The organism is Vicinamibacterales bacterium (genome assembly GCA_036496585.1).
Lineage (GTDB): Bacteria > Acidobacteriota > Vicinamibacteria > Vicinamibacterales > 2-12-FULL-66-21 > JAICSD01.
This window is the reverse complement of the sequence record DASXLB010000024.1, coordinates 86,593-108,995: the sequence shown is the minus strand read 5'-3', so window position 1 is coordinate 108,995 and position 22,403 is coordinate 86,593. Positions and strand designations below refer to the sequence as shown.

Here is a 22,403-nt window from a genome sequence, read left to right as displayed (position 1 = left end):
AATGCGGATGAATCGGATCAGCTGAGCGGCACGCTTTGGCCGGCCTCGATCCAGATGTAGTCCCAGGCGGCGCTGCCGGCGAGCACGAGCACGAACGCCGCGACCACTTTCACAGAGTCCACGACGGCAACGCCGGTGGTCACGAACAGGAGCACGAGCGGCAGGACGCCGCCCGCCGCGATCGCCATGCCCCAGAAGAGTCGCGCGAACGCGCCGTGGCGGATTGCCTGCACCGCCAGCTGATGATGCCGCGTCGGGCTCGACGAGATGACGTTCTCGAAGAGCAGCATCGCGAGATGCGCGACGACACTGACCAGGAATACCGTGGCTGGGACGAAAACCACGTCGTGCGAGGGATGGATGTCGAACAACTTGGCGGCCAAACCGATCGTCGCGGCGCCGGCCATGCCCGACTGCGCGACGAGATGGATCGCCCCGTGCCGGCCCTGCCAGAGATCGCGACCGCGCCCCTGCGCGAACAGGAAGCCCGTGTACGACGTGGCGAGCACGGCTGCAAGGAGTGCCGGCAGCGCGATCGCATCGATCACTCGCGTCCATCCCATCCAGCCGCTCACGAGCCACAGCCCGCTCAGGGTGCCGTGCGCAGCGAGGAACCACGTGCCCCACACCAGCCAGGATCGCCAGTTCGAGCGCGTCAGGATGTAGTAGAACCGCTCCGGCCGCTCCAGGTCGGCAATCAGCACGATCGTCGTCAACGAGATGCAGACGATGGAGATGATCGGGGCCGCGATCGTGGTCAGCGCCCCACGATCCCCGAACAGCCACAGAAGCGCCGCCAGCATCATCGCGCCCGTCGAGACCGCCTTGAAGAAGAGGTAGAGCACCATGTCGATGCCCCACGGCTTCTTGTGAGGCGTGTCGTAGTCGACGCGCGGATCGCCCGGCGAATCGGGATCCTCTACCGGCGCGCCGACCGGACGCAGGTGTACCTGGCCTTCCTTGAAATAGAGCGGGCGCACGGCTGCTTCGGGACGGATGACGCTCTCGTCGGCGCCGAGATAGAAGATCTTCGGGCCGGTGCCCTTCTCCGGCTTGCGCACGTCGTACGCCTGGTGCTGGACGATGCGCGACACCGCGCTCGACGGGTCGTCGAGATCGCCGAAGATGCGGCACTCGGTCGGACAGACGATCACGCAGGCCGGCAGCAGCTCGTTCTCGACGCGGTTCGCGCAGAAGTTGCACTTCTCGGCGGTGTGGGTATTGGGATCGATGAAGAGCTGATCGTAGGGACACGCTTCCATGCAGGCACGGCAGCCGATGCAGCTCTCGCCGTTCAGATCGACGATGCCGTCGCGGCGCTTGAAGAGGGCGCGCGTCGGGCAGATGCCTACGCAGGGCGCGTCGGTGCACTGGTTGCACAGGACGGGAAAGAAGAAGCGCTGCGTGTCGGGAAACGTGCCTTTTTCGACGGTCTTCACCCAGCAGCGGTTCACGCCGACCGGGATCTCGTGCTCGGCTTTACAGGCGATGGTGCAGGCGTGACATCCGATGCATTTGCGAAGATCGATGGCAAACCCGTAATTGGCCATTCAGAACGTTGGCACTATATCGCACGCGGCCTGCAGCGCTGCGTCGCGCTCGGACGCGGCGACGAGCGGGAACGTCGAGAGCACGTGCGCGAACTCCTCTGGTGTCAGGCCGTACAGGTGCGCCACTTCCGCCTGCAGCCGCGCGGCGTCCTGCGGCCGGCGCGCCGCGGCGACGGCGCGTGCCAGCGCTGCCAGCGGCCGCATCTCCCGTTCGGCACGCGGCACCGGCAACTGCTGGATGACCGACGCCGGCACGTGCGTCCCCCCGCGCAGGCGGATGCAGTAGTTGGCCACGAAGCTGTTGAACACGCCGCACAGGAACCACTGCCGTTCGTCGTCGAGGGCCTCGCGCAGGCAGAAGATCGTGTGGCTGGTCACCGCCCACGCCGGAATCATCGCCGCGATCAAGGTGAGCCGGTTCGTGGCCGACGCGACTTCGCGATAGCCGAGCCGCGGCCGATCGATCCGCGCGCGCCCCTGCAGCAGACGCTGCGCCGTGCGCCGCGCGATGAACGCCATCGCCTCCGCGGTTCGTACGTGGAACGGGTCGAGCAGCTTGCCTTCGAGTACGGGCAGGCCGGCGGCGGCGAAGTGCCGGCGGTCGTCGGTGGCATTGAGTTCGCGGCCGAAATGAAGGTGCCAGCCGTCCCGGCTCTCGAGCGGCAGACCGGCGGCGAGGATTTTCGCCAGCACGGCGCGGTCCACGTCGCTCTGAAGATCGGGGACGGCGAGGCTGTCGCCGCCGAAGGCCGTGACCAGCCGCAGCGGGATTCGGACCGCGCCGGGTGGCGCGCCGCGATCCGCGATGTCGTCGAGCGCCGCCGCATCGTGGAGGCGGCTTTTCAGTGCGATGTCTGGGGTGCAACCCGCGGTGGTCGCGGTGATGAGCGCGAACCTGATGCCGCGGTGAATGGGAAACAGGCCGTCACGGTTGTCGAGCGTGACGATCGCGTCGAGCGTGCAACCATCCAGCAATCGGCGGCGCAGCGCCGCGCACCCGGCATCGGTCAGCACGCCGGCCGGCAGAACCACGCCGATTCGGCCGCCAGGCGCCGCAAGCTGCAGCATCCGTTCGGCGAACAGCTGATAGAGGTTGGCGTGTCCCTTTCCCTGCAGGCGATAGCAGCCCGAATCGCGGCTGAACCTGGTCAGGACGCCTGCGCCCGCCCAGGGCGGGTTCCCGATCACCGCGTCGAAACCGGCGGCCGCCAGCGGCGCGCCGTCCGCATCGTGGAAGATCTCCGGGAACTCGAGCGTCCAGTGAAAGAAGCGCTCGGCGGCGGCGACCTCCGCGGCGATCCTGCGCCACCGGCTTTCCAGATCGCGAGGCAGATCGTCTGATCGCCCGGCGAGCGCCGCCGCGAACGCCGACCATGCGCCCCCGGCGGGCCGGCTCTGACCCTCGGGCCAGAACCAGGCGGCGCACCACGCGTCGGCGAGCGCACGCCACCTTCGGAGCGGACCTTCGGCGCCGTCCAGCCGATCGATCGTCCGTTCCTTTCGGCGAACCGCGGCGGCAGAGTCGTCGGCGGTTTCGACGAGCGCGAGCCGCGCGCCGATCGCGGACGACAGGCCTGTGGCAAGGTCGTCGTCTTCGAAGAGCGGCAGCCGCGCAAGGCCGCGCGGCACGGCGCCGGGCGGCCGGCCCGTCACGTCGGCGATCGAACCGCCCGCGAGACTGTTCCCGCACCGGAGGTGATGGTCGAGAAAAGTCAGCGGACGGTCCGCGGCCAGCGTGCAGAGCCAGAGGGACAGCCGCGCCAGCTGCACGGCCGTCGGATTGGCGTCGACGCCGAACAGGCAGCGTTGCGCGATGGTGCGCCGAAACCCGGCGCGTTCGGCAGGGCCGATGTCGTGCCGCGCCGCCGATCCCTCGGCGACGAGCGCCTCCTCGTAGGCCGTCGCCAGGAAACGACAGGCGGCGACGAGAAAGGCGCCGCTGCCCATGGAGGGATCCAGCACCCGAAGCGAGAGGATGCGGGATGGCGAAGCTCGGTCGACGAGCGGCGCGAGCGCGCGGCGGACGAGATACTCGGTCATCGCCCGCGGTGTGTAGAAGGTGCCGGTGCGCTTGCGCCGGCCGGTCTGTGACATCGTGATCGCGCCGGCCGCCCGGGACGGGGCGTATTCGAGCACGCGCTCGTACACCGAGCCGAGCTGCTCGACGCCGAGATCGGCGTACGAGATCCGTTCGCGCCGGTCGGCCGCGCGCCGCGTCGTCAGGGCCAGGAGCACGTCGCGGACGGTTCGATCGTGGAGCCGCCGCGAATCGGCCAGTGGTGCCGCGGCCGGCGCGAACAACCGCCCGTTGAAAGGGACGACGCGCAGCGAGCCTGCGGTGCAGCCGCGGTGGGCAAGCCGAGCAATGGCCTGCAGCGTCTCCCAGAGGCCGCGCGACGAGCCGTCTCCTTCCGCCGCCGGACGGAGCGCCTCGATCGTGTAGCTGCGCCGATAGATCGGATGCCATTGCGGCACCAGGCCGCGCGCTTCGGCGAACAGCAGGAACAGAATCCGGTAGACCACCGTCAGCGCGTCCGCCAATGCGGCGTCGAGCTGCCCGGGATCATCGCTCCCTCGACTGAAGCCGGTGACGAGCTCCACCAGGGCCGTTTCGACGCCCGACTGCAGCGACTGCCCGACGGCTGCGCGGTGCGACTCGGAGGTCCGCACCAGTGCGTCCAGTCCGGCGAGCGGCGGGACGGTGTGCGCGTCGAGCAGCTGCCCGAGCACGGCAAGCGCCCCATCGTCGATGGCGACCGCGCCGAGATCGATGTCGATGGCCCGCTGCGAATAGGCGCGCAGCGCGTCGACGATCCGGAGCGTGACGCCGTTGGTGCCTATCCACCACCGAGCACGCACGTCGCGGCGCAGCCTGGCGCGCAGCCGCCGCAGGTCGCCGTTCCACCCCGCCGCCGCCACGATCAGCACTGGCTCGCCGCCTGCCGGCGCGACGGCCGCGACCGCTTCGGCGGTGCTCTCGAGGATGTCGATCGTCGCACCGCACTCGGCGGCGAGCGGCGCCGCGAGCGTGTCGAAGACCTGTCGGGCTGCGCTCGCGGGACCAAGCTGCGCCAGCGCCGACGTGACGACTCGGCGCAGGCGTGCCCCGGGCGCGCGATTGTTTCCGAGCGCCTCGAGCAGATCGAGTGACGCCAGCGTGCCGCTGAATGCGCTCAGCGCCATAGGAGCAGCACTCCGAGGACCCTGCATTCGAGTCGAGGCTCGCGTGCCGCATCGAGCGCCAGCAGGCGCCGCTCGTGTTCGTGCCGTCGTTGCACGGCGGCGTCGACGGCCTGCCCGGTCTCGAGAAGCACACGGCCCTCGAACAGGCCGGGCTGCCGCTCGACGCGCGGTTCGGTGCGGCGGAGCAGCGCACGCTCGCGCTGGGCTCGGGACGCGTTCGCCTGACGATGGAGAGCCGCCGCGCCGGCGAACCAGTCGCGGACGTCGGCGAGGTCGATCGCGACACGCTCGACGATCTCCAGCACCGCGCGTCCGCGTTCCCGGGCCTCCGCGCGGGTGCGCGGCCTCGTGATCGCCACGCTGGGGACGTGCACCAGGAACGGGCGTTCGGCAACTGGCGTGTCTTCGGCGAGCGCGGCAGCGCGGACGAGGGCGATCGCCCCTGGCCGCAGGACGCCGCGTGCCCGGAGCCCTGACATCCAGACGCCTGGCGACTGCTCCTTCCCACTGGGGCCGCTTTCGAGCGATCGCGCGATCGTATCGAGAGGATAGCCGGGCGGGTCCGGCATGGATGGGGCGGCCTCGGCTACCGCCGGGTCCGGCAGCTCGAGTGTGACGCCCGTAATCACGGCCCGGGCGGTGCGTGCCTCGTCGAGCAGGGATGCGAGACGATCCCGCTGGCCCAGCGTGGCCGCGACGCGGCCGAGCCTTCGAGCCAGCGCCGCCACCACGAGATCCTCCGCCGTGTCGCGCGCGACCAGGCTGACGGCGTGGACCGCCCGGCGCTGGCCGATTCGATCGATCCGGCCGATCCGCTGCTCGAGGCGCGCCGGGTTCCACGGCAGCTCGTAGTTGACGAGCAGGCGGCAGCGCTGTTGAAGATTGAGGCCCTCCGCAGCCGCATCGGTGGCAAGCAGCACCCCGCCTTCGTCGTTGAACCAGCGCTGAACGGCGGCGCGCTCGCCGGGCGACAGTCCGCCGTGTAGATGACGCGCGTGGGGGATCGCCTCGGCGAGCCGGCGCAGCGTGTCGCGGTACTCGGTGAACACGATGACAGGTTCGGCGCCCAGCCGCGCCAGCAGCCGGCCAAGCCAGCGCGCCTTGGAATCGGCGGCGGCGGCGCGCCGCGCGGCTTCGACGAGTGTCGAAAGCCAGCGTCCTTCCCGGGAGGTATCTGCCAGGCCGGGCGCCGCCAGGGCCGCCTCGGGCAGCGTATCGTCTGCGTCGAGCTCGTCGTCGAAAAGCGTCAGTTGACGAGGCGGCGAGGAAACGCCCTGCAGGAGTTCCTGCCGTCGCACCAGCGAGCGCAGCGCCGCCACCGGCGACGACAGAGCCCGTTTGCGCAGGACTGTCATTGCCAGGCGCGCTCCGTCGGCGTCTGTCGCTGCTTCGCGCCATACCTCGCGCGAGTAGCGCTCGAGCAGCCGCTGCAGGCGGAACTCCGCGTGCCCGACTCGCACGGTGACGAAACGGTGCCGCCGCCGACTCCCGTCGCCGACGTCGTCCCGCGACCGGCGAAACATCAGGGGCTCGCCGCCGGCACCGCACGAGCCGAGTGACAGCATCGACGTGAAGGCGTTCCGATCGCCCGAATACGGCGTGGCGGTGATGATGACCACGCACCGGGCGACGTCGGCGACCTGCGCGACCACGGCATGGCGATCGGTCGGCGCCGTGGCCGCGTGGGCCTCGTCGACGACCAGCAGGTCCCAGGTGACCTGGACCAGCGAGTGCGCGACGTCGGCGCGCTTCAGGAAATCGACCGAGCCGAGATAGATGCCGGGTGCGGCCCAGGGGCTGACGTCCGCAGGGCGATCCGCGACAGCGGCCCGCAGCCACGCGGCGTCGACCCGCGCCACCTCGAGCGCGAAGAGTCGGCGCAGCTCCACGACCCACTGCTCGCGCAGCCCCGCCGGCACCGCCACCAGGGCACGCGCCGCGGGTTCCCGCGCCAGGAGATCGGCCGCGATCCAGCCAGCCTGCACGGTCTTGCCCAGACCGACTTCGTCAGCCAGCAGCACGCGCGACGCGCCCGACGCCACCGCGACGACTGGCGCGAGCTGAAAGGGAATGACTTCGCCATGAAAGCTGCCGCGCGGAGAACGTGGGTCGATCTTTCTCGCCAGGGTCCCCGCGACCCGCCGTGCCCAGGCCCGCAGTGACAGCACTCGCAGAGCGCGGCCGTCCACTTGCGGCGCCGGCCGATCGCACGGCCACAGGAGCACACGCGTGCCGCCATCGGCGGCCTGAAGGTGCAGCTCACGGCAATCGAGGTGATCGACCGAGCGCTGCAGATGCCAGAGGGTGTCGCGGACCGTGACGCGCCGCCCTGCCGCGACGCCAGGTGGCAGCGGCGGCAGCAGTGGCGGCAAGGCTGGATCGCGATTCTTTCGATGGTCGAAGGGATTCCCAGGCATTCCGGCGCGCACGGCTCGGCGCGCGCCGGGTCGGGGCAATCAACGTGCCGGACTGGTCTGATCCGAGGGGCGTCGCCCGTCGGACTCGCATGCAGCCGCTCTTGCTCGCCGGTCGCGCGGGTTGCTGGCGGCGCTCACTCGCGATCGCGTGAGACGGCCGCTAGTTCCCGCTCAAGCGCACGCGACGGATTCGGCAGCCCTCGGCATAGCCGACGGCGGCGATGTGGAACGGAATCGACAGCGACGCGAGGACCTCGCGGAGTTCGGAATCCGTGTCGGTGACGCGCGGCCGCGGATGGCCGTCTTCGTACCACCACTCCCGCGCGTGCCGCTGGACCAACGGGAGCCGCGCCTTCGGTGCGACCGGAGGCAGCACGACCGATGGCTCCGGGGCCATCATGAGCGGCTCCGGCGCCAGGGCCGGCGGCTCCGGTTCCACCGCCAGGACGACTGGCTCCGACACCGGCTCCGGCGCCGGTGTTGGTTCAGGCGCGACGAACGCCCGCCGCAAGTCGGCGAGGCCATCGGCGGCATCCGCGGTCTCGCTCTCGGTGAATGCGTCGATGCCTGGGGCGTCGCTCGAGACGAGATTGCCCTGGGCGAATTCCTCCGCGACTGATTCTGCCGCTACGAACTCGGTCGCAGCGGGTTGCGCGGCGATTGCTTCGTACGCCATCGGTGCGGCGTCGGCGAAGCCGGTCGCGATCGGTTCAACGGCGGGTGGTTCCGTGGCCGCGTCGCCTTGGGAGGCGGATGCGTGCGCAGTCTCGGAGGTGCGCGCTTCAGCGGTGCCGCCCGACGGACGCCATTCAAACGGCGATTCCCACGACGAGACCGGCGCCGCCGCTTCGGTCTCGGCGGGTTGCGTGCCGGCATTCGCGGCGGCCTGCGCGGCGGCCGCCACGGCACGCGGCGAGGCCGCGGTCACGCCCAGGGCCGCCGCCTCGCGGATTTCACGTTTCTTCTCGGCCGCGTGATGCAGGTAGGTCCGGATTTCCTCGGCGAAGAGATCCGGATCGCAGCCGGCAGGCGCCGTGCCTGCTGTCTTGCGACGGCGGAACGCCGAGAGCAGCCCGCGCGCCGGCTTGTCGTCGTCGGATCCGATCGACGACGCGAGCTGCGGGATGGTGTGCGTCTGCAGGTGGGCGACGTGTTCGAGCGTGCGCAGGTGCGCGATCAGCTCGTCCTCGTCGCGCGGCGACAGCAGCGCCGAGAGGAGGAGCACGTCGGGCACCATCGTCCGCATGGCGTCGAGCGCCGAGTCGCGCGAGTCGACGACCGCGACGTCGGCGACCACCTTCTCGCGCACGATGCGCTTGACGATGGCGGCCTGCCGGGAATCGGGCTCGATGACGAGAACGAGGGGTGCCATCAGCTCTTGAACATGAACAGCGTCAGCACGGTGCCGACGGTGGCGAAGACCAGCAGCGGCGCCTGATCGAGGCTGTGGTCGCGGGCCGCCGACCACAGCGCGCCGCTGATGTCGCCGAGACGGCCATGCCAGGAGGACACGTCGCCGGCGCGCACCAGGTCTGCCATCTGCGCTTCGACGCGCGGATCGACGGAGACGAGGGCAAAGAGTATCGCCCCGAAGACGGCGGCCGAAATCAGTCCGTCGCGAAGTCCCAGTTTCGTGGTCATGGCTAAGTTCCCAGGATTCGTAGCATCGGTCTTAATCGCAAGGCGCGTGCCGTGCGGTGATGTGCCTGATTTCCCCGTGCATTCACGGTGCTGCGCGCGGCGGCCCGCCGGGGCACGCCAGAACCGTGTCGGCTGTTACGAAAAGGGGGGGAAGCGCGGCGTTCGACGCCGCCTCCCCGCCGCGGTGGCGGCGGCCGCCGCCGTCGCCGCAAGTGCTGCCACGTGCGGCCAGTTATCCGCGATTGGCAGGTAGCGCGAGTCCTTCGTGGCATACGAGTTGCCATTGAGGCCAGTGCGACGCGGCGTGCTGCCGCGTAATTCGAAAAACGCGGCAACACCGCACAACGCACCGCCTGCGAGCGGTGCCAACACCCTGACGAAGGGGAGGATGACCATGCAGCTCGTGAACACCGTCAAGTCGTTCGTTCGCAACGAAGAGGGCCAGGACCTGCTCGAGTACGCGTTGCTCGTGGCGTTGATTGCGCTCGTCGCGATCGCCGCCGTCGGCGCCGCCGGCGGAAGCGTGTCGACGATCTTCAACAACATCGCCACCAAGCTGAACGGAACCGGGTCGTAGTCGTCTGAACGGCTCCTGCGGGATCGGAGGCGTATCCCTCCGATCCCGCCACGTCTCAATCGCCACGAGGAGCATGCCGATGCCGTCACCACGCGCCGTTGAAGAACTGCTGCGGATCGCCAATCGCAGCTCGCTGAAATCCGATGAAGGGCAGGACCTGCTCGAGTACGGCCTGCTCGTCGCCCTGATCGCGCTCGTCGCGGTCGGCGCGGTCGCTACCGTCGGTCAAACGATTTATACGGTGTTCTGGAAGAGCATCGAGGCGGCATTCTGACAATGCTGCCGATGGCCGCCATCGCAATCGGAGTCGCCGCCGCCGTCGTCATCGACGTGCGGACGCGCCGGATTCCCAACTGGCTCACCGGCGCGCTCGCCGGAGCGGGATTCGGCATCGCGTTCGGCGGCGGCGCCGTCACGCCGATGCAGGCGGCTCTTGGTCTGCTGGTCGGCCTGGCGGTGATGCTGCCGATGCACGTCCTCGGCGCCACCGGCCCCGGCGACGTGAAGCTGGTGGCCGCGATTGGATCGCTGGTCGGTCCCGCGAGGGGACTGCGTGTCGGGCTGTATACGGCGGTCGCCGGCGGTGCGATTGCCCTGATCGTGGCGGCGCGACGGGGTCTGCTCGTCGACACCTTTATGGGCGCCAGCCAGCTCGTAACCGCGCCCGCCGGCGCTCGGGAGATCGTCACCGCGCCGTCGCGCGGAAACCAGTTCGCCTACGCGCCGGCTGTTGCCGTGGGCACGTTCGTGGCTCTGGTCGTCGGTTGAATCAGCGGGAGACATCATGCGTAACCGAGTCTTTGCCGTTCTTGCGATCGCCATCCTCGCCGGAGGCGGCCTCGCGTACGGCACCTACAATGTGATCAACGGCCAGCCGGTGAAGTCCGCCGGCCCGGCGCCGACGCAGCCGGTCATCGTCGCCGCCTCGGACGTGCCCCTCGGGGCCGAGCTGAAGGCCGACGACGTCAAGATCGTCAATTTCCCCAAGGGACAGGCGCCCGAGGGGGCATACGAACGCGCCTCCGACGTGGTCGGCCGCGGCGTGATCGTGCCGCTCGTCCGGAATGAGATCGTCATCCCGGCCAAGCTCGCGTCCAAGGAAGCGGGCGTCGGCCTGCCGCCGGTGATCCCCGATGGCATGCGGGCGGTGTCGGTCCGCGTCAACGAGGTGATCGGCGTCGCCGGCTACGTGCTGCCCGGCACCCGCGTCGACGTCCTCGCGACCGCCAGCCCCACCGACGTGCACCAGGACACCATCACCAAGGTGATTCTCGCCAACGTGCAGGTGGTGACCGCGGGCACGCGCATGGAGCAGGACCAGGAGAAGGGCAAGCCCATACAGGTGACGGTGGTGACGCTGCTGGTCTTCCCGGATCAGGCCGAACGGCTCGCGCTCGCCAGCACCGAGGGGAAGATTCAGCTCGCGCTGCGCAACCCGCTCGACAAGAGCGCGCCGGACACGCCTGGCATCCGCCCGGCAACCCTGATGGGCGTCGTCAAGGCCGCCGTACCGTCGCGGACAGTGGCCGCGAACCACAAGTCCGGCAACCCCATGCCGGTGACCACGGCGACCCTGCCGGCGGCGCCGGCTCCGACCGTTGAAGTGATTCGCGGCGACAAGCGCACCGCGGAAGTGATCAAGTAGCCGGGACCAGCGGTCCCGTGCAGGAGGAAACCATGGAAGCGGTTCGACGGACGGCGGCGCGCGTGACGGCGCTGGCCCTGTACATCATCGTCATTCTGGTGGCAACGCCGCAGGCGCAGCAGCCGGTGGCGTTCAGCGGATCGCCGAACGGGATCGTCGCTGGCCCGCCGGCCCTCGCCAGCGACCCGACCGCGATCGATCTGCTGGTCGGACGCTCCACGATCCTGAACGTCGGCTCGCCGATCGCCAGGGTGTCGCTGACCGTCGCGGACGTCGCCGACGCGCTGGTGACCTCGCCGCAGCAGCTGCTGATCCACGGCAAGACGCCCGGCACGATCTCGCTCTTCGTCTGGGACCGCTCCGGCGGCATCAAGACCTACGAGGTCAACGTCCGCCGCGATCTGAAGCAGCTCGTCGAGCAGATGACCAACCTCTTCCCGGGTGAGCCGATCACCGTCGCCGGGAGTGGCAAGGACGTCGTGCTGTCGGGCACCGTCACCAGCAAGTACGTCATCGACAAGGCTGCCGACGTCGCGTCCGGCTACGTCGAAAAGAAGGAGAACGTCGTCAACCTGCTGAAGCAGCAGGAGGGCATCGCCTCCAATCAGGTGATGCTGCGCGTCCGCTTCGCCGAAGTCAGCCGCAGCGCCCTGCAGGAGATCGGCGTCAACCTGTTCACCGGGCCCACCGGCTACAAGGACGTCATCGCGCGCACGACCACGCAGCAGTTCTCCGCGCCGGGCCTCAACGACCTGACGCGCACCGCCGATACGAACAACACCCTGACCGGCGCCAGCGGCTCGCTGTCGCTGAGCGACCTCCTCAACGTCTTCGTGTTCTCCAACAAGTACAACGTCGGCCTGGTCGTCCGCGCGCTGCAGGAACACGGCGTGTTCCAGAGCCTGGCGGAGCCGAACCTGATTTCGAGCAACGGCAAGGAAGCGAGCTTCCTGGCGGGCGGCGAGTATCCGTATCCGATCGTCCAGCCCGGCAGCGGCGGCAACGCGGTGACGATTCAGTTCAAGGAGTACGGCGTCCGGCTCACCTTCACGCCGACCGTGCTCAACGGCGACCTGATCAGCCTCAAGGTCAAGCCGGAGGTCAGCTCGCTCGACTTCGGGAACGGTCTGACGCTGAGCGGCTTCCGGGTGCCGGCGCTCTCCACGCGCCGCACCGAGACCGAGCTCGAGCTGCAGGACGGCCAGACCTTCGCCATCGCCGGCCTGATGAACAACAACGTCTCGTCGACGATGTCGAAGATTCCGGGCATCGGCGACATTCCGATTCTCGGCTACCTGTTCAAGAGCCGCGCCTACCAGAAGCAGCAGACCGAGCTCGTCGTGATGATCACGCCGACGATCGTGCGCCGCGGTTCGACGGGCGTCTCGGAAGGCCTGCCGAACCTGGTCGAGCCGTTCATCAATGCGCCGTCGAAGCCGATGCCGCCGCCGCCGCCCTACACCGGCTCGCCGCGCTATCCGACGACGCAGCAGCCGAGCAAGCCCGGCGGCGCCCCGCATGGCGAGCCGACGGCGTCGTCGCAGGCGCAGGCGCAGACCCTGCCGGCCCCGCCGCCGCCGCCCGCAGTCGCGGCCGCCCCGCAGGGTGCCGCCGCGCTGCCGACAGCCGCGCCCGTCGCGGCCGCGCAGACACCGCCCGACCCGCCGGCGCCGCTGACGAAGCAGGACCGCGAGAAGGTCAAGCACGAGGAGGCGGCCGCCCGCAAGGCTGCCGAAGTACAGAAAGCGGCCGACAAGAAGGTTGCGCAGCAGAAGGCCGCCGACGACAAGAAAGCCGCGGCGGACAAGGTGGCGGCCGACAAGAAGGCCGCCGCCGACAAGGCGGACGCCGACAAGAAGACGGCGCAGGACAAGACCGACGCCGACAAGAAGGCGGCCGCCGAGGTCAAGAAGCAGGAGAAGGCCGTCGCCGATGCGGCGGTGCGGCTGCGTGACGCCCAGACGGCCTACGAGAAGACCAAGGGCCAGAACCAGAACGACAAGTAAACGACGGGACGGCCGCTGATGAATCGACGACTGATCGCGCGGTTGCGGGAGGCCCGGGGCGCCACGCTGGTGGAAGCGGCGATCGTGACGCCGCTTCTGCTGCTGTTGACGTTCTCGGTCGTCGATTTCGGATCGATGTTCTACGTCTATCTTGCGCTCGAGAACGGCGTCAGCCAGGCGACGCGCGACGTCGTCACTGGCGCCACCGTCGGGTCGCTCTCGCGCGAGGACTCGATCCGGTCCGACATGCGCAGCGAGACGCCGACCCTGACGATCCCCGATTCGGCCTTCACGTTCTCGCACATGGCGGTCGGCGGCACCTCGTTCGTCGGCGGCGCCGGCGGTCCGGGCGACATCGAACGGGTCACGGTCGACTACGACTGGCAGATCCTGACGCCGCTGATGCGGCCCTTCTTCGCCAACGGCACGATCCACTTCACTGTGCAGTCGACGATGAAGAACGAGAGCAAATTCCAATGACTCGCATGAACGGACCGCGGCGCGAAGCCGGCCAGGCCATGGTCGAGATGGCGGTGATCCTGCCGCTGCTGGTGATCGTCGTGCTCGGGGTCGTCGAAGTCAGCTACGCACTCCTCGATCAGCACGTGGTCACCAAGCTGACGCGCGAGGGTTCGAACCTCATCTCGCGCGACGTGTCGCTCGGCGCCGCGGCGAGCGCCCTGAAAGCGATGAGCAGCCGGCCGGTCGACTTCGACACGCACTCGAAGGTGATCTTCTCGGTCGTGCGCAGGGGCGCGACGACCGGCACCAGCAACTTCGACAAGGACATTCTCTACGAGCGCTACGAGTACGGCGCTCTCAGCGCGACCAGCGTGCTGCAGACCAGGGGTTCGACGACGTTCGGCGCGCCCGACTACCAGGCGACCAACCCCGATTCGGACACCAACCTGCAGCTGACCGGCCTGCCCAGCGGGCTCACCGTCGGCACCGGCTCGATGGTCTATATCACCGAAGTCTTCACGAAACACGACCTGATCACTCCCTTCGATCGCTTCGGAGTGACAGTGCCGAACGTGCTGTATTCGATCGCCTATTTTTGACGAGGACTCTCATGCCTGCTTTTCGACAGAGACTCGCCGACGAGCGCGGCTACGCGCTGATCTACCTTTCGATCACGCTCGTCGTCCTGCTCATCTTCACCGGCCTGGCGGTCGACACGGGGCGCTCGTACGTCGTCAAGGCGCAGTTGACCAAGGCGGTCGACGGCGCGGCGCTGGCGGCGGCGCGGGCCCTCAACAGCGGCGATCCTAGGGGCGAGGCCGTGCGCATCTTCACGGCGAACTTCCCGCCGGGATATTTCGGCACCCTGACCACGTCGGATCCGACCGCGGCGGCCGGGTTCTTCGGCACGTCGGTCGATCCGGCGACCGGCGTCAACACAGTGACCGTCTCCGCGACGGCGACGCTGCCGACCACCTTCATGCAGCTCGCCAACTACAACCAGGTGCAGGTCAACGCCGTCGGACAGGCGACGCGCCGCATGGTCGACATGTCGATCGTCCTCGACGTGTCGAGCTCGATCGGCTCGCAGTGGGGCGCGGTTCGCGATTCGGTTCGCGCCTTCGTCGACGCCTTCGACCCGAAGAACGACCGCGTCGCGCTGCTCACCTTCGGCAATGGCGCCACGGTGATCGACGCGATGTCCTCCTCGCGCGGCTTCAACAAGTCGAAGGTCGAGGCCGACGTGCCCGGCACGCTGCCCGGCGGCAGCACGAACATGGTCGAAGGGCTCTACCGCGGCTGGGACGAGCTGCGCTCGGTGCCGAGCGGCCAGCAGTCGGGACTGCGGGTCATCGTGCTCTTCACCGACGGTGCGTCGAACAGCGTGCCCGGCAACTACGACGCCGCGCCCGGACTTGGCCGCGCGCTCCGCACGTTCGACTTCCCGAAGACGTCTCCTGATCCCGACGGCCAGACCTGGGACAACCCGCAGATCACCGGCCTCTACGACACCGCGACCGGCACCGCGAGCCCGTCGGTTGGGATCACCGTGGCGAACTGGAACAACAAGTGCCTGACGGCGTCGGACTTCAACAACGTGAACTGCGCGTCGACGGCACAGTACCTGCCGTTGACCAGCTATCAGGCCAACCATCGCAGCTCCGGGATTCCGACGTCGTTCCCGCTGATCTCGAACACCCTGACGGTGGACGGCGGCGCGCAGGCGGCGGCGAGGCCGCTGCGCGACCAGAACGGCGTGACCCACCGCTTCCCGGCCGAGGTGTGGAACATCAACAACGCGGCGCGCAACCTCGTCGAGATCGTCTCCGACGCCGCGCGCAACGACAACGGCGACTACAAGATCCGCATCTACACGATCGGCATGGGTGAGCTGGTCCGCTACAACCTCGGCACGCGGAAGGAGATGTCGGAGGACATCCTCAAGCGGATGGCCAACGACGCGACCTCGATCGACTTCAACTCGGGCCAGCTGGAAGGAAAGTACTACTACGCCAAGACCGCGGCGGACGTCGGTCCCGCGTTCCAGCAGCTGCAGAATCAGATCATCCGCTTGAGCAAATAGCAATGGCCCAACTCACCGCGCAGATTGTCAGCTTCGACGACGGATTCAAACGGCGTATCGCAGCGCTGCTGCGCACGTCCGGCGTCCCGGTCGGCATCGTCGAGGGGCGCGCCCCGGAGGGCGCCGGCCCGGAGCTGGTCGTCGTCGACATCCGAGCCGACGCTTCCTCGGGCCTCGCGGCGATCGAACGCCTGCGCGCCGCCGCCGCCGGGCTCGCGATCTTCGCGGTTGCCGGCGCGGCGGAACCGGAGCTCATCCTGCAGGCGATGCGCGCCGGCGCCAACGAGTTCTTCCCCTGGAGCGCGATCGACGGGGCCAGCGGCACGGCCGCCTCGGAGGAGCCGTTCCACGGCGCGGTGCGCCGGTCGGCGGCGCGCCGCGAGGCGGCCACCGCGCACACCAAGCCGCCGAGCGTCACGCATTCGTTCCTCGGCGCGAAGGGAGGCGCCGGCACGACCACGGTGGCGGTCAACTGCGGCGTCGAACTGGCCCGGCTGACCAAGCGTCCGACCGTCGTCGTCGACTTCAAGACGTGCCTCGGCGAAGTGGCGCTCTTCCTGGGCGTCCGGCCGCGGTTCACCGTGCTCGACGCGATCGAGAACCTGCACCGTCTCGACAAGGACTTTCTCAAGGAGCTCGTCGCCCGGCACAAGTCCGGGCTCGACATCCTGGCCGGCTCCGAGCAGTTCGATCGTCCCAACTCGCAGGACGCCGGCGCCGTCGAGGAGCTGCTCCGCGTCCTGACCCGGACCTACGACTACGTGGTGATCGACGCCGGCAACGTGATCACCGCCTGCGTCGCGGCGGCGCTCTACGCCAGCGACTCGATCTTCCTGGTCACCAATCCCGACGTGCCGTCGATCCGCAACGCGCAGCGGCTGGTCGAGCGGGTGCGTCAGCTCGGCGCCGGCAGCGAGCGGATCAAGGTGCTGCTCAACCGCATCTCGGAACAGCATCTGATCGCGCCCAAGCAGATCGAGACGGCGCTCGGCTACGGGATCCACCACTCGTTCACGAGTGACTATCGCACGGTGTCGACCGCCCTCAACTCGGGGGTGCCGCTGGCGATGACCAACCACAGCGAGCTGGCGGCGCAGTTCGACAGCTTCACCCGGCAGCTGGTCGGCCTCGCCGAGGAAGCGAAGCCGGAGCCGGAAAAACGGCGCGTCTTCCTCGGCATGTTCTGACCGGGAACCGCGATTCGATTAACGAGGACGCAGAGAACCGACCAGGGATCACGACGATGACGACTGCCACCGCCACAACCACCGCGCCACGCCCCGGCTATGCCGAGCTGAAGGCGAACGTCCACCGCAAACTGCTCAACCGCCTCAATCTCGAGGCGCTCGCGTCGGCCGACCGGGCGCGCGCGGAAGCAGAGATCCGCACGCTGCTCTTCGAGCTGATCGGCGAGGAGGGGATCCCGCTGTCGATGACCGAGCGCGAAGCGTTCTTCGCCGACGTCATCGACGAGGTGTTCGGTCTCGGGCCGCTCGAGCCGCTGCTGCGCGATCCGGGGGTCAGCGACATCCTGGTCAACACCTACCGGCATGTCTACGTCGAGCGCAGCGGCAAGCTGGAAAAGCTGCCGACCGCGTTCCAGGACGACAAGCACCTGATGCGGGTGATCGATCGCATCGTCAGCGGCGTCGGCCGCCGCGTCGACGACAGCTCGCCGATGGTCGACGCGCGGCTGGCGGACGGCTCGCGCGTCAACGCGATCATCCCGCCGCTCGCGGTCGACGGCCCGCTGCTCTCGATCCGCCGATTTCCCGCCGAGCGGCTCAAGGCGCAGGACCTGGTCAACATCCGCTCGATGACCCGGCCGATGCTGGAGTTCCTCGAGCACTGCGTGCGGGCCCGCCTCAACATGCTGATCAGCGGCGGCACCGGCGCCGGCAAGACGACGCTGCTCAACGTGCTCTCGGCGTTCATCTCCGAGCGCGAACGCATCGTCACGATCGAGGACGCGGCGGAATTGCAGCTGCACCAGGAGCACGTGGCGAGGCTCGAGACGCGCCCGCCCAACGTCGAAGGCAAGGGCGCGATCAAGCAGCGGCAGCTGCTGGTCAACGCCCTGCGTATGCGCCCCGACCGTATCGTCGTCGGCGAGACGCGCGGCGAGGAAGCGCTCGACATGCTGCAGGCGATGAACACCGGCCACGACGGATCGCTGACCACCGTCCACGCCAACACGCCGCGCGACGCACTGTCGAGAATCGAGACGATGATCGCGATGGGAGCCACCAATCTGCCCGAGCGCGCGATGCGCCAGCAGATCGCTTCGGCGATTCAGATCGTCGTCCAGCAGTCGCGCCTGAGCGACGGCACCCGCAAAGTGACGAGCATCTCCGAGATCACCGGCATGGAAGGAGACGTCATCACCATGCAGGAGATCTTCCTGTTCGAGAAGCTCGGCGTGTCGCAGGAAGGGAAGGTCATCGGCCGCTTCCGCGCGACCGGCGTACGGCCGAAGGCGTGCGAACGCCTGAAGGCTTCGGGAATCCATCTGCCCCCCGACATGTTCGAGGGCGTGACCGAGGTGCGGTGATGTCGCCGGCATTCATCCTGGTCGTCTCCGTGTTCGTGATCGGCACCGGCCTGACCCTGGGCGTGTGCCTGGCGATCGGCCGGCTGCCCGGCTATCTGGCGCAGCGACGGCTGCTGTCGCGGCTGGGCGAGATCAGCCGGCCCGACCTGCCCCAGAGCGACGACGACGGCGGCGAGCTGGTCAAGGAGCGGATCGCGGGTCCGCTGCCGATGCTCGACCGCTTCGCCGGCGGCACCGCGCGCGGCTCGACGGTGGCGCGCTGGGTGGAGCAGACGGGCGTGAAGATCACGATCAGTGGCCTGCTGCTGATGTCGCTCGTTGCCGCCCTGGTCTGCGGCTTCCTCGCCGCGACCCTGTCGCGGATGCCGATCGGCTGGCTGATCGGCGGCGTCATCGGCTTCTGGCTGCCGTTCGCCTTCCTCAAGATGAAGCGGACGCGGCGGCTGCGGCAGTTCGAGGAGAATTTCCCCGACGCGCTCGACCTCGTGTCGCGCGCGCTCAAGGCGGGACATGCTTTCGCCACCGGCCTGAAGATGGTGGCCGACGAAGTGCCGGAGCCGGTCGGACCGGAGTTCCGCAAGACGTTCGACGAACAGAACTTCGGCTTGCCGCTGAAGGACGCGCTGGCCAACCTGACCGAGCGCGTGCCGGTGCTCGACGTGCGCTTCTTCTCGACGGCCGTCCTCATTCAGCGCGAGACCGGCGGCAATCTCTCGGAGATTCTCGAGAACCTCTCGCACGTCGTCCGCGAGCGATTCAAGATCCTGCGTCAGGTGCGCGTGTATACCGCGCACGGACGCCTGACCGGCTATGTGCTGCTGGCGCTGCCGGCGTTCCTGGCGGTCGCGCTGATGTTCATCAACCCCGAGCACATGCAGCTGCTCTTCCGCGAGAAGATCGGGCACATGCTGCTGATGGCGGCGGTGGTGATGCAGACGGTCGGTTATTTCTGGATCAAACAGGTCGTCAAGATCGAGGTGTAGCGTGTCCATGCTGCTGCCATTGCTGGCCTTCGTATTCGGGAGCGCGCTGGTCGCCGCAGCCGCCATCGCCTTCATGCCGGGGCGCGCCGCGGCGATCGATCGGCGCGTCGAGGAGCTGGCGTTCGGGCGCGAGCCGGATTCGGACGATCAGCCGCGGATGCAGTCGGTCGTGGCGATGCTCAAGCGGATCGGCGAGCGCGTGCCGAAGTCGCCCCGCGAGCTCGGCAACCTGCGCCTGCGGCTGGTGCAGGCCGGCTACCGTCGCGACGAGGCGCTGACCATCTTCTTCGGCATCCGCGTCGCCTTCGCGCTGGGCATGTTCGTGCTGTTCTCGACCAACCTGATCACCAAGCCCAACATGATCGTCGCGCTGGGCGGGCTCGGGATGGGTTACATCCTGCCGGGCATGCTGCTGGCGCGCATGGCCAAGCGCCGGGCGCACCGTATCCGGCTGTCGCTCGCCGACATGCTCGATCTGCTGGTGGTCAGCGTCGAGGCCGGTCTCGGCCTCGATCAGGCGCTGTCGCGGGTCGGCACCGAGCTGGCGTTCGCGTACCCCGAGCTGGCGGACGAGCTGCGGCTGATCAACCTGGAGCTCCGAGCCGGCAAGGCGCGCAGCGAGGCGCTGCGCAATCTGGCCGATCGCACCGGCGTCGACGACCTGAGCTCGATCGTCACGATGCTGGTCCAGACCGACAAGTTCGGCACCAGCATCGCGCAGTCGCTGCGGGTGGCCTCCGAGACGTTGCGCACCAAGCGCCGGCAGCGCGCCGAGGAGGCCGCGGCCAAGACGGGCGTCAAGATGGTGTTCCCGCTCGTCCTGTGCATCTTCCCGGCGATCTGGGTGGTGACGATCGGGCCGGCGGCGATCCGCTTCATCACCGTGCTCTTCCCCCTCGTGGAGAATTCCAAATGAGTCGGCTCGTCGCCCGTAATGCCAGCATCGGTACCGTCATCGCCGACAAGGTCGGCGTGGCCGCCTCGCGTACCGCCCGCGCCGTCGGCCTGCTCGCGCGGAGCGGCCTCGAGCCCGGCGAGGCGTTGTGGATCGTGCCGAGCCGCGGCGTCCACACCTGGGGCATGCGCTTCTCCATCGACGTGCTGGCGCTCGACGAAGGCGGCACGGTCATCGACGCGGTGTCGAACCTGCGGCCGTGGCGGATGCGCCTGCCGCGCGCCGGCACCGCCGGCGTGCTGGAGCTGCCGGCCGGTACGCTCGCTGCGTCGCGCACCGGCCTCGGGCACCGAATCATCCTGGAATTTGGACGCGCAGAGGAGGCGAGATGAGCGCCGGTGCCGCCGTAGCCCTGCTCGAGGCCGAGGCCGTTCCGGCCCTGCCGGCCACGCCGCTGCCGTCAGCGCCGCCGCAGTCGATCGCGGAGACCGGCCTGCATCCGGACACCCTCGCGCAGCTGATGCTGAAGACCCTGGTGGCCGGCGAATCGAGCGGCACCCACCTGGCCGAGCAGATGCGGCTGCCGTACTCGGTGCTCGACGCGCTGATCCAGCACTCCCGGGTCGAGAAGCTCGTCGAAGTGCGCGGCGCGAACGGCGCCGGTACCGCCGGCTACCGCTACGCGCTCACCGACCTCGGGCGCGACCGCGCCAACCAGTTCCTCGACATGAACCGCTACGTCGGTCCGGCGCCGGTGCCGCTCGCGCAGTACAACGCCTACGTGCGCGCCTGCATGGCGGGGCGGCCGACGGTCGATCGCGCGCGACTGTCCCGCGGCTTCGACCAGCTCGTTGTCAACGACGGGATGTACGACCTGCTCGGCCCCGCGGTCAATTCGGGCAAGTCGCTCTTCCTCTATGGTGCCCCCGGCAACGGCAAGACCGTGGTCGCCGAGGGGATCGGGCGGGCGCTCGGCTCCGACATGCACGTGCCGCACGCGATCGACATCGACGGCCAGACCATCACCGTGTTCGATCCGGTCAACCACGTTCCGGCGATGCCGATCGGCGCCTCGACGAGCGTGGTCACCGCGGCGGTGCTCGACCGGCGCTGGGAGACGATCCGCCGTCCGGTGGTGGTGGTCGGCGGTGAGCTGACGCTCGAGATGCTCGATCTGACGTTCAATCCGATCGCCGGCTTCTACGAGGCGCCGATCCAGATGAAGGCGAACGGCGGCGTGTTCGTCGTCGACGACTTCGGCCGCCAGCGGATTCCGCCCCGTGATCTGCTCAACCGCTGGATCGTTCCGCTCGAGAGCCGCGTCGACTACCTGACGCTGCACACCGGCCGCAAGTTCGAGCTGCCGTTCAACGTGTTCGTGATCTTCGCGACCAACCTGCGGCCGCAGTCGCTCGCCGACGAGGCGTTCCTGCGCCGCATCCCGTACAAGATCCGCGCCAAGAACCCGACCGTCGAGGAATTCGGGCGGATCTGGGAGCTCAACTGCCGCCGGCGCGGCCTCGCCTACGATCCCGAAGTCATCGAGTATCTCCAGGCCCGCTATTACCGGCCGCGCAAGCTCGAGATGCGCGCCTGCCACCCGCGCGACCTGATCGAGCAGGTGGTCGACATGTGCCGCTACAGCGGCAGCGCCACGGAGATCTCCAACCAGCTGCTGGACCGCGCCTGCGGCAGTTACTTCCTCGAGGAATCGGAGTCGCAGGGGAACGAGGTGTGAGCACCGCGGTCGCGGGCGCGCGGCTCGAGCCGGCCGGCCTGCGCTGGCATCGCCAGCCGGTCCGCCGCAATCTGGGCGAGCTGACGTCGAAGATCGTCATCATCACGCTGTTCTCGTCGATGGCGACGCGGCTCGCGCAGGATGCGGCGCGGACCGGGCACGTCACTGGCCTCCTGCTGCTCGCCAGCGAAGCGCTGGTGGTGGCGCTGACCCTCTTCCGTCGAATCCCCGCCACCGTCGATCGCACCTGGCGCGCGCGCGTGCTCACCGGGCTCGCCACGTTCGGGCCGCCGCTCGTCCGCCCGATGTCGATCGCCGGCTCGTCCGAGACGCTGACCATCTGCATCACCGCGGTCGGCCTGATGATCGTGGTGATGGGCAAGCTGTCGCTCGGACGCAGCTTCGGGCTGATGCCGGCGAACCGCGGCGTCGTCTGCAGCGGCCTCTACCGCTTCATCCGGCATCCCATCTACCTGGGATATCTCATCACGCACATCGGCTTCGTCGTTGCGAATCCGGCCGACTGGAACCTGGTCCTGCTCGGCCTCGCCGACGTCGCGCTGATGATGCGCGCCTGCCGCGAAGAGCTGACGCTCGCGGCCGATCCCGCCTATCGCGACTACATGCAGCGCGTCCGCTGGCGCATCGTGCCCGGGCTCTTCTGACGCGGAG

General features: G+C 68.9%; 20 protein-coding genes. 15 read left to right on the top strand and 5 right to left on the bottom strand.

Going from position 1 to position 22,403, the window contains the following annotated elements; genetic code table 11:
- Positions 1-17: 17 nt before the first annotated feature.
- From VGI12_08320 to VGI12_08300, 5 genes are all read right to left on the bottom strand, one after another.
- Entirely contained in the window at positions 18-1,550 is a 1,533-nt protein-coding gene (locus tag VGI12_08320) for a 4Fe-4S dicluster domain-containing protein (protein HEY2432666.1), read from the bottom strand.
- Complete coding sequence (locus tag VGI12_08315) at positions 1,551-4,733, bottom strand: N-6 DNA methylase (GenBank protein HEY2432665.1); 3,183 nt, start codon at positions 4,731-4,733, stop codon at positions 1,551-1,553.
- Positions 4,724-7,105 carry a helicase-related protein gene (locus VGI12_08310; GenBank protein HEY2432664.1) on the bottom strand — a complete coding sequence of 794 codons (2,382 nt, stop codon included), beginning with the start codon at positions 7,103-7,105 and terminating at the stop codon, positions 4,724-4,726. The genes VGI12_08315 and VGI12_08310 overlap by 10 nt, the downstream gene beginning before the upstream one ends.
- Positions 7,106-7,310: 205 nt before the next feature.
- Positions 7,311-8,522, bottom strand: coding sequence for a hypothetical protein (locus tag VGI12_08305; protein ID HEY2432663.1), 1,212 nt, complete (start codon positions 8,520-8,522; stop codon positions 7,311-7,313).
- Positions 8,522-8,791, bottom strand: a complete 270-nt coding sequence (locus VGI12_08300) for a hypothetical protein (GenBank protein HEY2432662.1) — start codon at positions 8,789-8,791, stop codon at positions 8,522-8,524. Before VGI12_08300 ends, VGI12_08305 begins: the two co-directional genes overlap by 1 nt.
- 394 nt (positions 8,792-9,185) lie before the next feature.
- Here VGI12_08300 and VGI12_08295 point away from each other — a divergent pair, with 394 nt between their 5' ends.
- The 15 genes from VGI12_08295 to VGI12_08225 all read left to right on the top strand — a co-directional run bounded on the left by VGI12_08295 (position 9,186) and on the right by VGI12_08225 (position 22,396).
- The gene (locus VGI12_08295; GenBank protein ID HEY2432661.1) at positions 9,186-9,368 is read left to right on the top strand and encodes a Flp family type IVb pilin; all 183 of its coding nucleotides are present in this window, start codon (positions 9,186-9,188) and stop codon (positions 9,366-9,368) included.
- A 79-nt stretch (positions 9,369-9,447) separates the two neighbouring features.
- Entirely contained in the window at positions 9,448-9,642 is a 195-nt protein-coding gene (locus tag VGI12_08290; GenBank protein ID HEY2432660.1) for a Flp family type IVb pilin, read from the top strand.
- 11 nt (positions 9,643-9,653) lie between these two features.
- On the top strand, positions 9,654-10,136 hold the full coding sequence (locus VGI12_08285) for an A24 family peptidase (GenBank protein HEY2432659.1): 483 nt from the start codon (positions 9,654-9,656) through the stop codon (positions 10,134-10,136).
- A 16-nt stretch (positions 10,137-10,152) separates the two neighbouring features.
- Positions 10,153-11,013, top strand: a complete 861-nt coding sequence (gene cpaB / locus VGI12_08280) for a Flp pilus assembly protein CpaB (protein HEY2432658.1) — start codon at positions 10,153-10,155, stop codon at positions 11,011-11,013.
- A gap of 32 nt (positions 11,014-11,045) precedes the next feature.
- A complete protein-coding gene (locus VGI12_08275) occupies positions 11,046-13,019 on the top strand; it encodes a type II and III secretion system protein family protein (protein ID HEY2432657.1) in 1,974 nt (657 codons plus the stop codon).
- 18 nt (positions 13,020-13,037) lie between these two features.
- Positions 13,038-13,499, top strand: coding sequence for a TadE/TadG family type IV pilus assembly protein (locus tag VGI12_08270; GenBank protein HEY2432656.1), 462 nt, complete (start codon positions 13,038-13,040; stop codon positions 13,497-13,499).
- A 5-nt stretch (positions 13,500-13,504) separates the two neighbouring features.
- On the top strand, positions 13,505-14,080 hold the full coding sequence (locus tag VGI12_08265) for a TadE/TadG family type IV pilus assembly protein (protein HEY2432655.1): 576 nt from the start codon (positions 13,505-13,507) through the stop codon (positions 14,078-14,080).
- An 11-nt stretch (positions 14,081-14,091) separates the two neighbouring features.
- Positions 14,092-15,564, top strand: a complete 1,473-nt coding sequence (locus tag VGI12_08260) for a vWA domain-containing protein (protein ID HEY2432654.1) — start codon at positions 14,092-14,094, stop codon at positions 15,562-15,564.
- Between the two features lie 2 nt (positions 15,565-15,566).
- On the top strand, positions 15,567-16,751 hold the full coding sequence (locus tag VGI12_08255; protein ID HEY2432653.1) for an AAA family ATPase: 1,185 nt from the start codon (positions 15,567-15,569) through the stop codon (positions 16,749-16,751).
- 56 nt (positions 16,752-16,807) lie between these two features.
- Positions 16,808-18,115: a CpaF family protein gene (locus tag VGI12_08250; GenBank protein HEY2432652.1), complete on the top strand. Its 1,308-nt coding sequence runs from the start codon at positions 16,808-16,810 to the stop codon at positions 18,113-18,115.
- Positions 18,115-19,098 carry a type II secretion system F family protein gene (locus tag VGI12_08245; GenBank protein HEY2432651.1) on the top strand — a complete coding sequence of 328 codons (984 nt, stop codon included), beginning with the start codon at positions 18,115-18,117 and terminating at the stop codon, positions 19,096-19,098. Before VGI12_08250 ends, VGI12_08245 begins: the two co-directional genes overlap by 1 nt.
- A gap of 7 nt (positions 19,099-19,105) precedes the next feature.
- A complete protein-coding gene (locus tag VGI12_08240; protein HEY2432650.1) occupies positions 19,106-20,014 on the top strand; it encodes a type II secretion system F family protein in 909 nt (302 codons plus the stop codon).
- On the top strand, positions 20,011-20,385 hold the full coding sequence (locus tag VGI12_08235) for a DUF192 domain-containing protein (GenBank protein ID HEY2432649.1): 375 nt from the start codon (positions 20,011-20,013) through the stop codon (positions 20,383-20,385). The genes VGI12_08240 and VGI12_08235 overlap by 4 nt, the downstream gene beginning before the upstream one ends.
- On the top strand, positions 20,382-21,731 hold the full coding sequence (locus tag VGI12_08230) for a hypothetical protein (protein HEY2432648.1): 1,350 nt from the start codon (positions 20,382-20,384) through the stop codon (positions 21,729-21,731). Before VGI12_08235 ends, VGI12_08230 begins: the two co-directional genes overlap by 4 nt.
- The gene (locus VGI12_08225; GenBank protein ID HEY2432647.1) at positions 21,728-22,396 is read left to right on the top strand and encodes an isoprenylcysteine carboxylmethyltransferase family protein; all 669 of its coding nucleotides are present in this window, start codon (positions 21,728-21,730) and stop codon (positions 22,394-22,396) included. The genes VGI12_08230 and VGI12_08225 overlap by 4 nt, the downstream gene beginning before the upstream one ends.
- Positions 22,397-22,403 lie beyond the last annotated feature (7 nt).

Bases quoted from the DNA above. Each gene is read 5' to 3' on its own strand.
- VGI12_08285 (HEY2432659.1), top strand. From the start codon at position 9,654: ATGGCCGCCATCGCAATCGGAGTCGCCGCCGCCGTCGTCATCGACGTG.
- VGI12_08275 (HEY2432657.1), top strand. From the start codon at position 11,046: ATGGAAGCGGTTCGACGGACGGCGGCGCGCGTGACGGCGCTGGCCCTG.
- VGI12_08235 (HEY2432649.1), top strand. From the start codon at position 20,011: ATGAGTCGGCTCGTCGCCCGTAATGCCAGCATCGGTACCGTCATCGCC.
- VGI12_08265 (HEY2432655.1), top strand. From the start codon at position 13,505: ATGAACGGACCGCGGCGCGAAGCCGGCCAGGCCATGGTCGAGATGGCG.
- cpaB (HEY2432658.1), top strand. From the start codon at position 10,153: ATGCGTAACCGAGTCTTTGCCGTTCTTGCGATCGCCATCCTCGCCGGA.
- VGI12_08245 (HEY2432651.1), top strand. From the start codon at position 18,115: ATGTCGCCGGCATTCATCCTGGTCGTCTCCGTGTTCGTGATCGGCACC.
- VGI12_08250 (HEY2432652.1), top strand. From the start codon at position 16,808: ATGACGACTGCCACCGCCACAACCACCGCGCCACGCCCCGGCTATGCC.
- VGI12_08290 (HEY2432660.1), top strand. From the start codon at position 9,448: ATGCCGTCACCACGCGCCGTTGAAGAACTGCTGCGGATCGCCAATCGC.
- VGI12_08240 (HEY2432650.1), top strand. From the start codon at position 19,106: ATGCTGCTGCCATTGCTGGCCTTCGTATTCGGGAGCGCGCTGGTCGCC.
- VGI12_08270 (HEY2432656.1), top strand. From the start codon at position 13,038: ATGAATCGACGACTGATCGCGCGGTTGCGGGAGGCCCGGGGCGCCACG.
- VGI12_08230 (HEY2432648.1), top strand. From the start codon at position 20,382: ATGAGCGCCGGTGCCGCCGTAGCCCTGCTCGAGGCCGAGGCCGTTCCG.
- VGI12_08300 (HEY2432662.1), bottom strand. From the start codon at position 8,791: ATGACCACGAAACTGGGACTTCGCGACGGACTGATTTCGGCCGCCGTC.
- VGI12_08305 (HEY2432663.1), bottom strand. From the start codon at position 8,522: ATGGCACCCCTCGTTCTCGTCATCGAGCCCGATTCCCGGCAGGCCGCC.
- VGI12_08315 (HEY2432665.1), bottom strand. From the start codon at position 4,733: ATGGCGCTGAGCGCATTCAGCGGCACGCTGGCGTCACTCGATCTGCTC.
- VGI12_08255 (HEY2432653.1), top strand. From the start codon at position 15,567: ATGGCCCAACTCACCGCGCAGATTGTCAGCTTCGACGACGGATTCAAA.
- VGI12_08260 (HEY2432654.1), top strand. From the start codon at position 14,092: ATGCCTGCTTTTCGACAGAGACTCGCCGACGAGCGCGGCTACGCGCTG.
- VGI12_08320 (HEY2432666.1), bottom strand. From the start codon at position 1,550: ATGGCCAATTACGGGTTTGCCATCGATCTTCGCAAATGCATCGGATGT.
- VGI12_08295 (HEY2432661.1), top strand. From the start codon at position 9,186: ATGCAGCTCGTGAACACCGTCAAGTCGTTCGTTCGCAACGAAGAGGGC.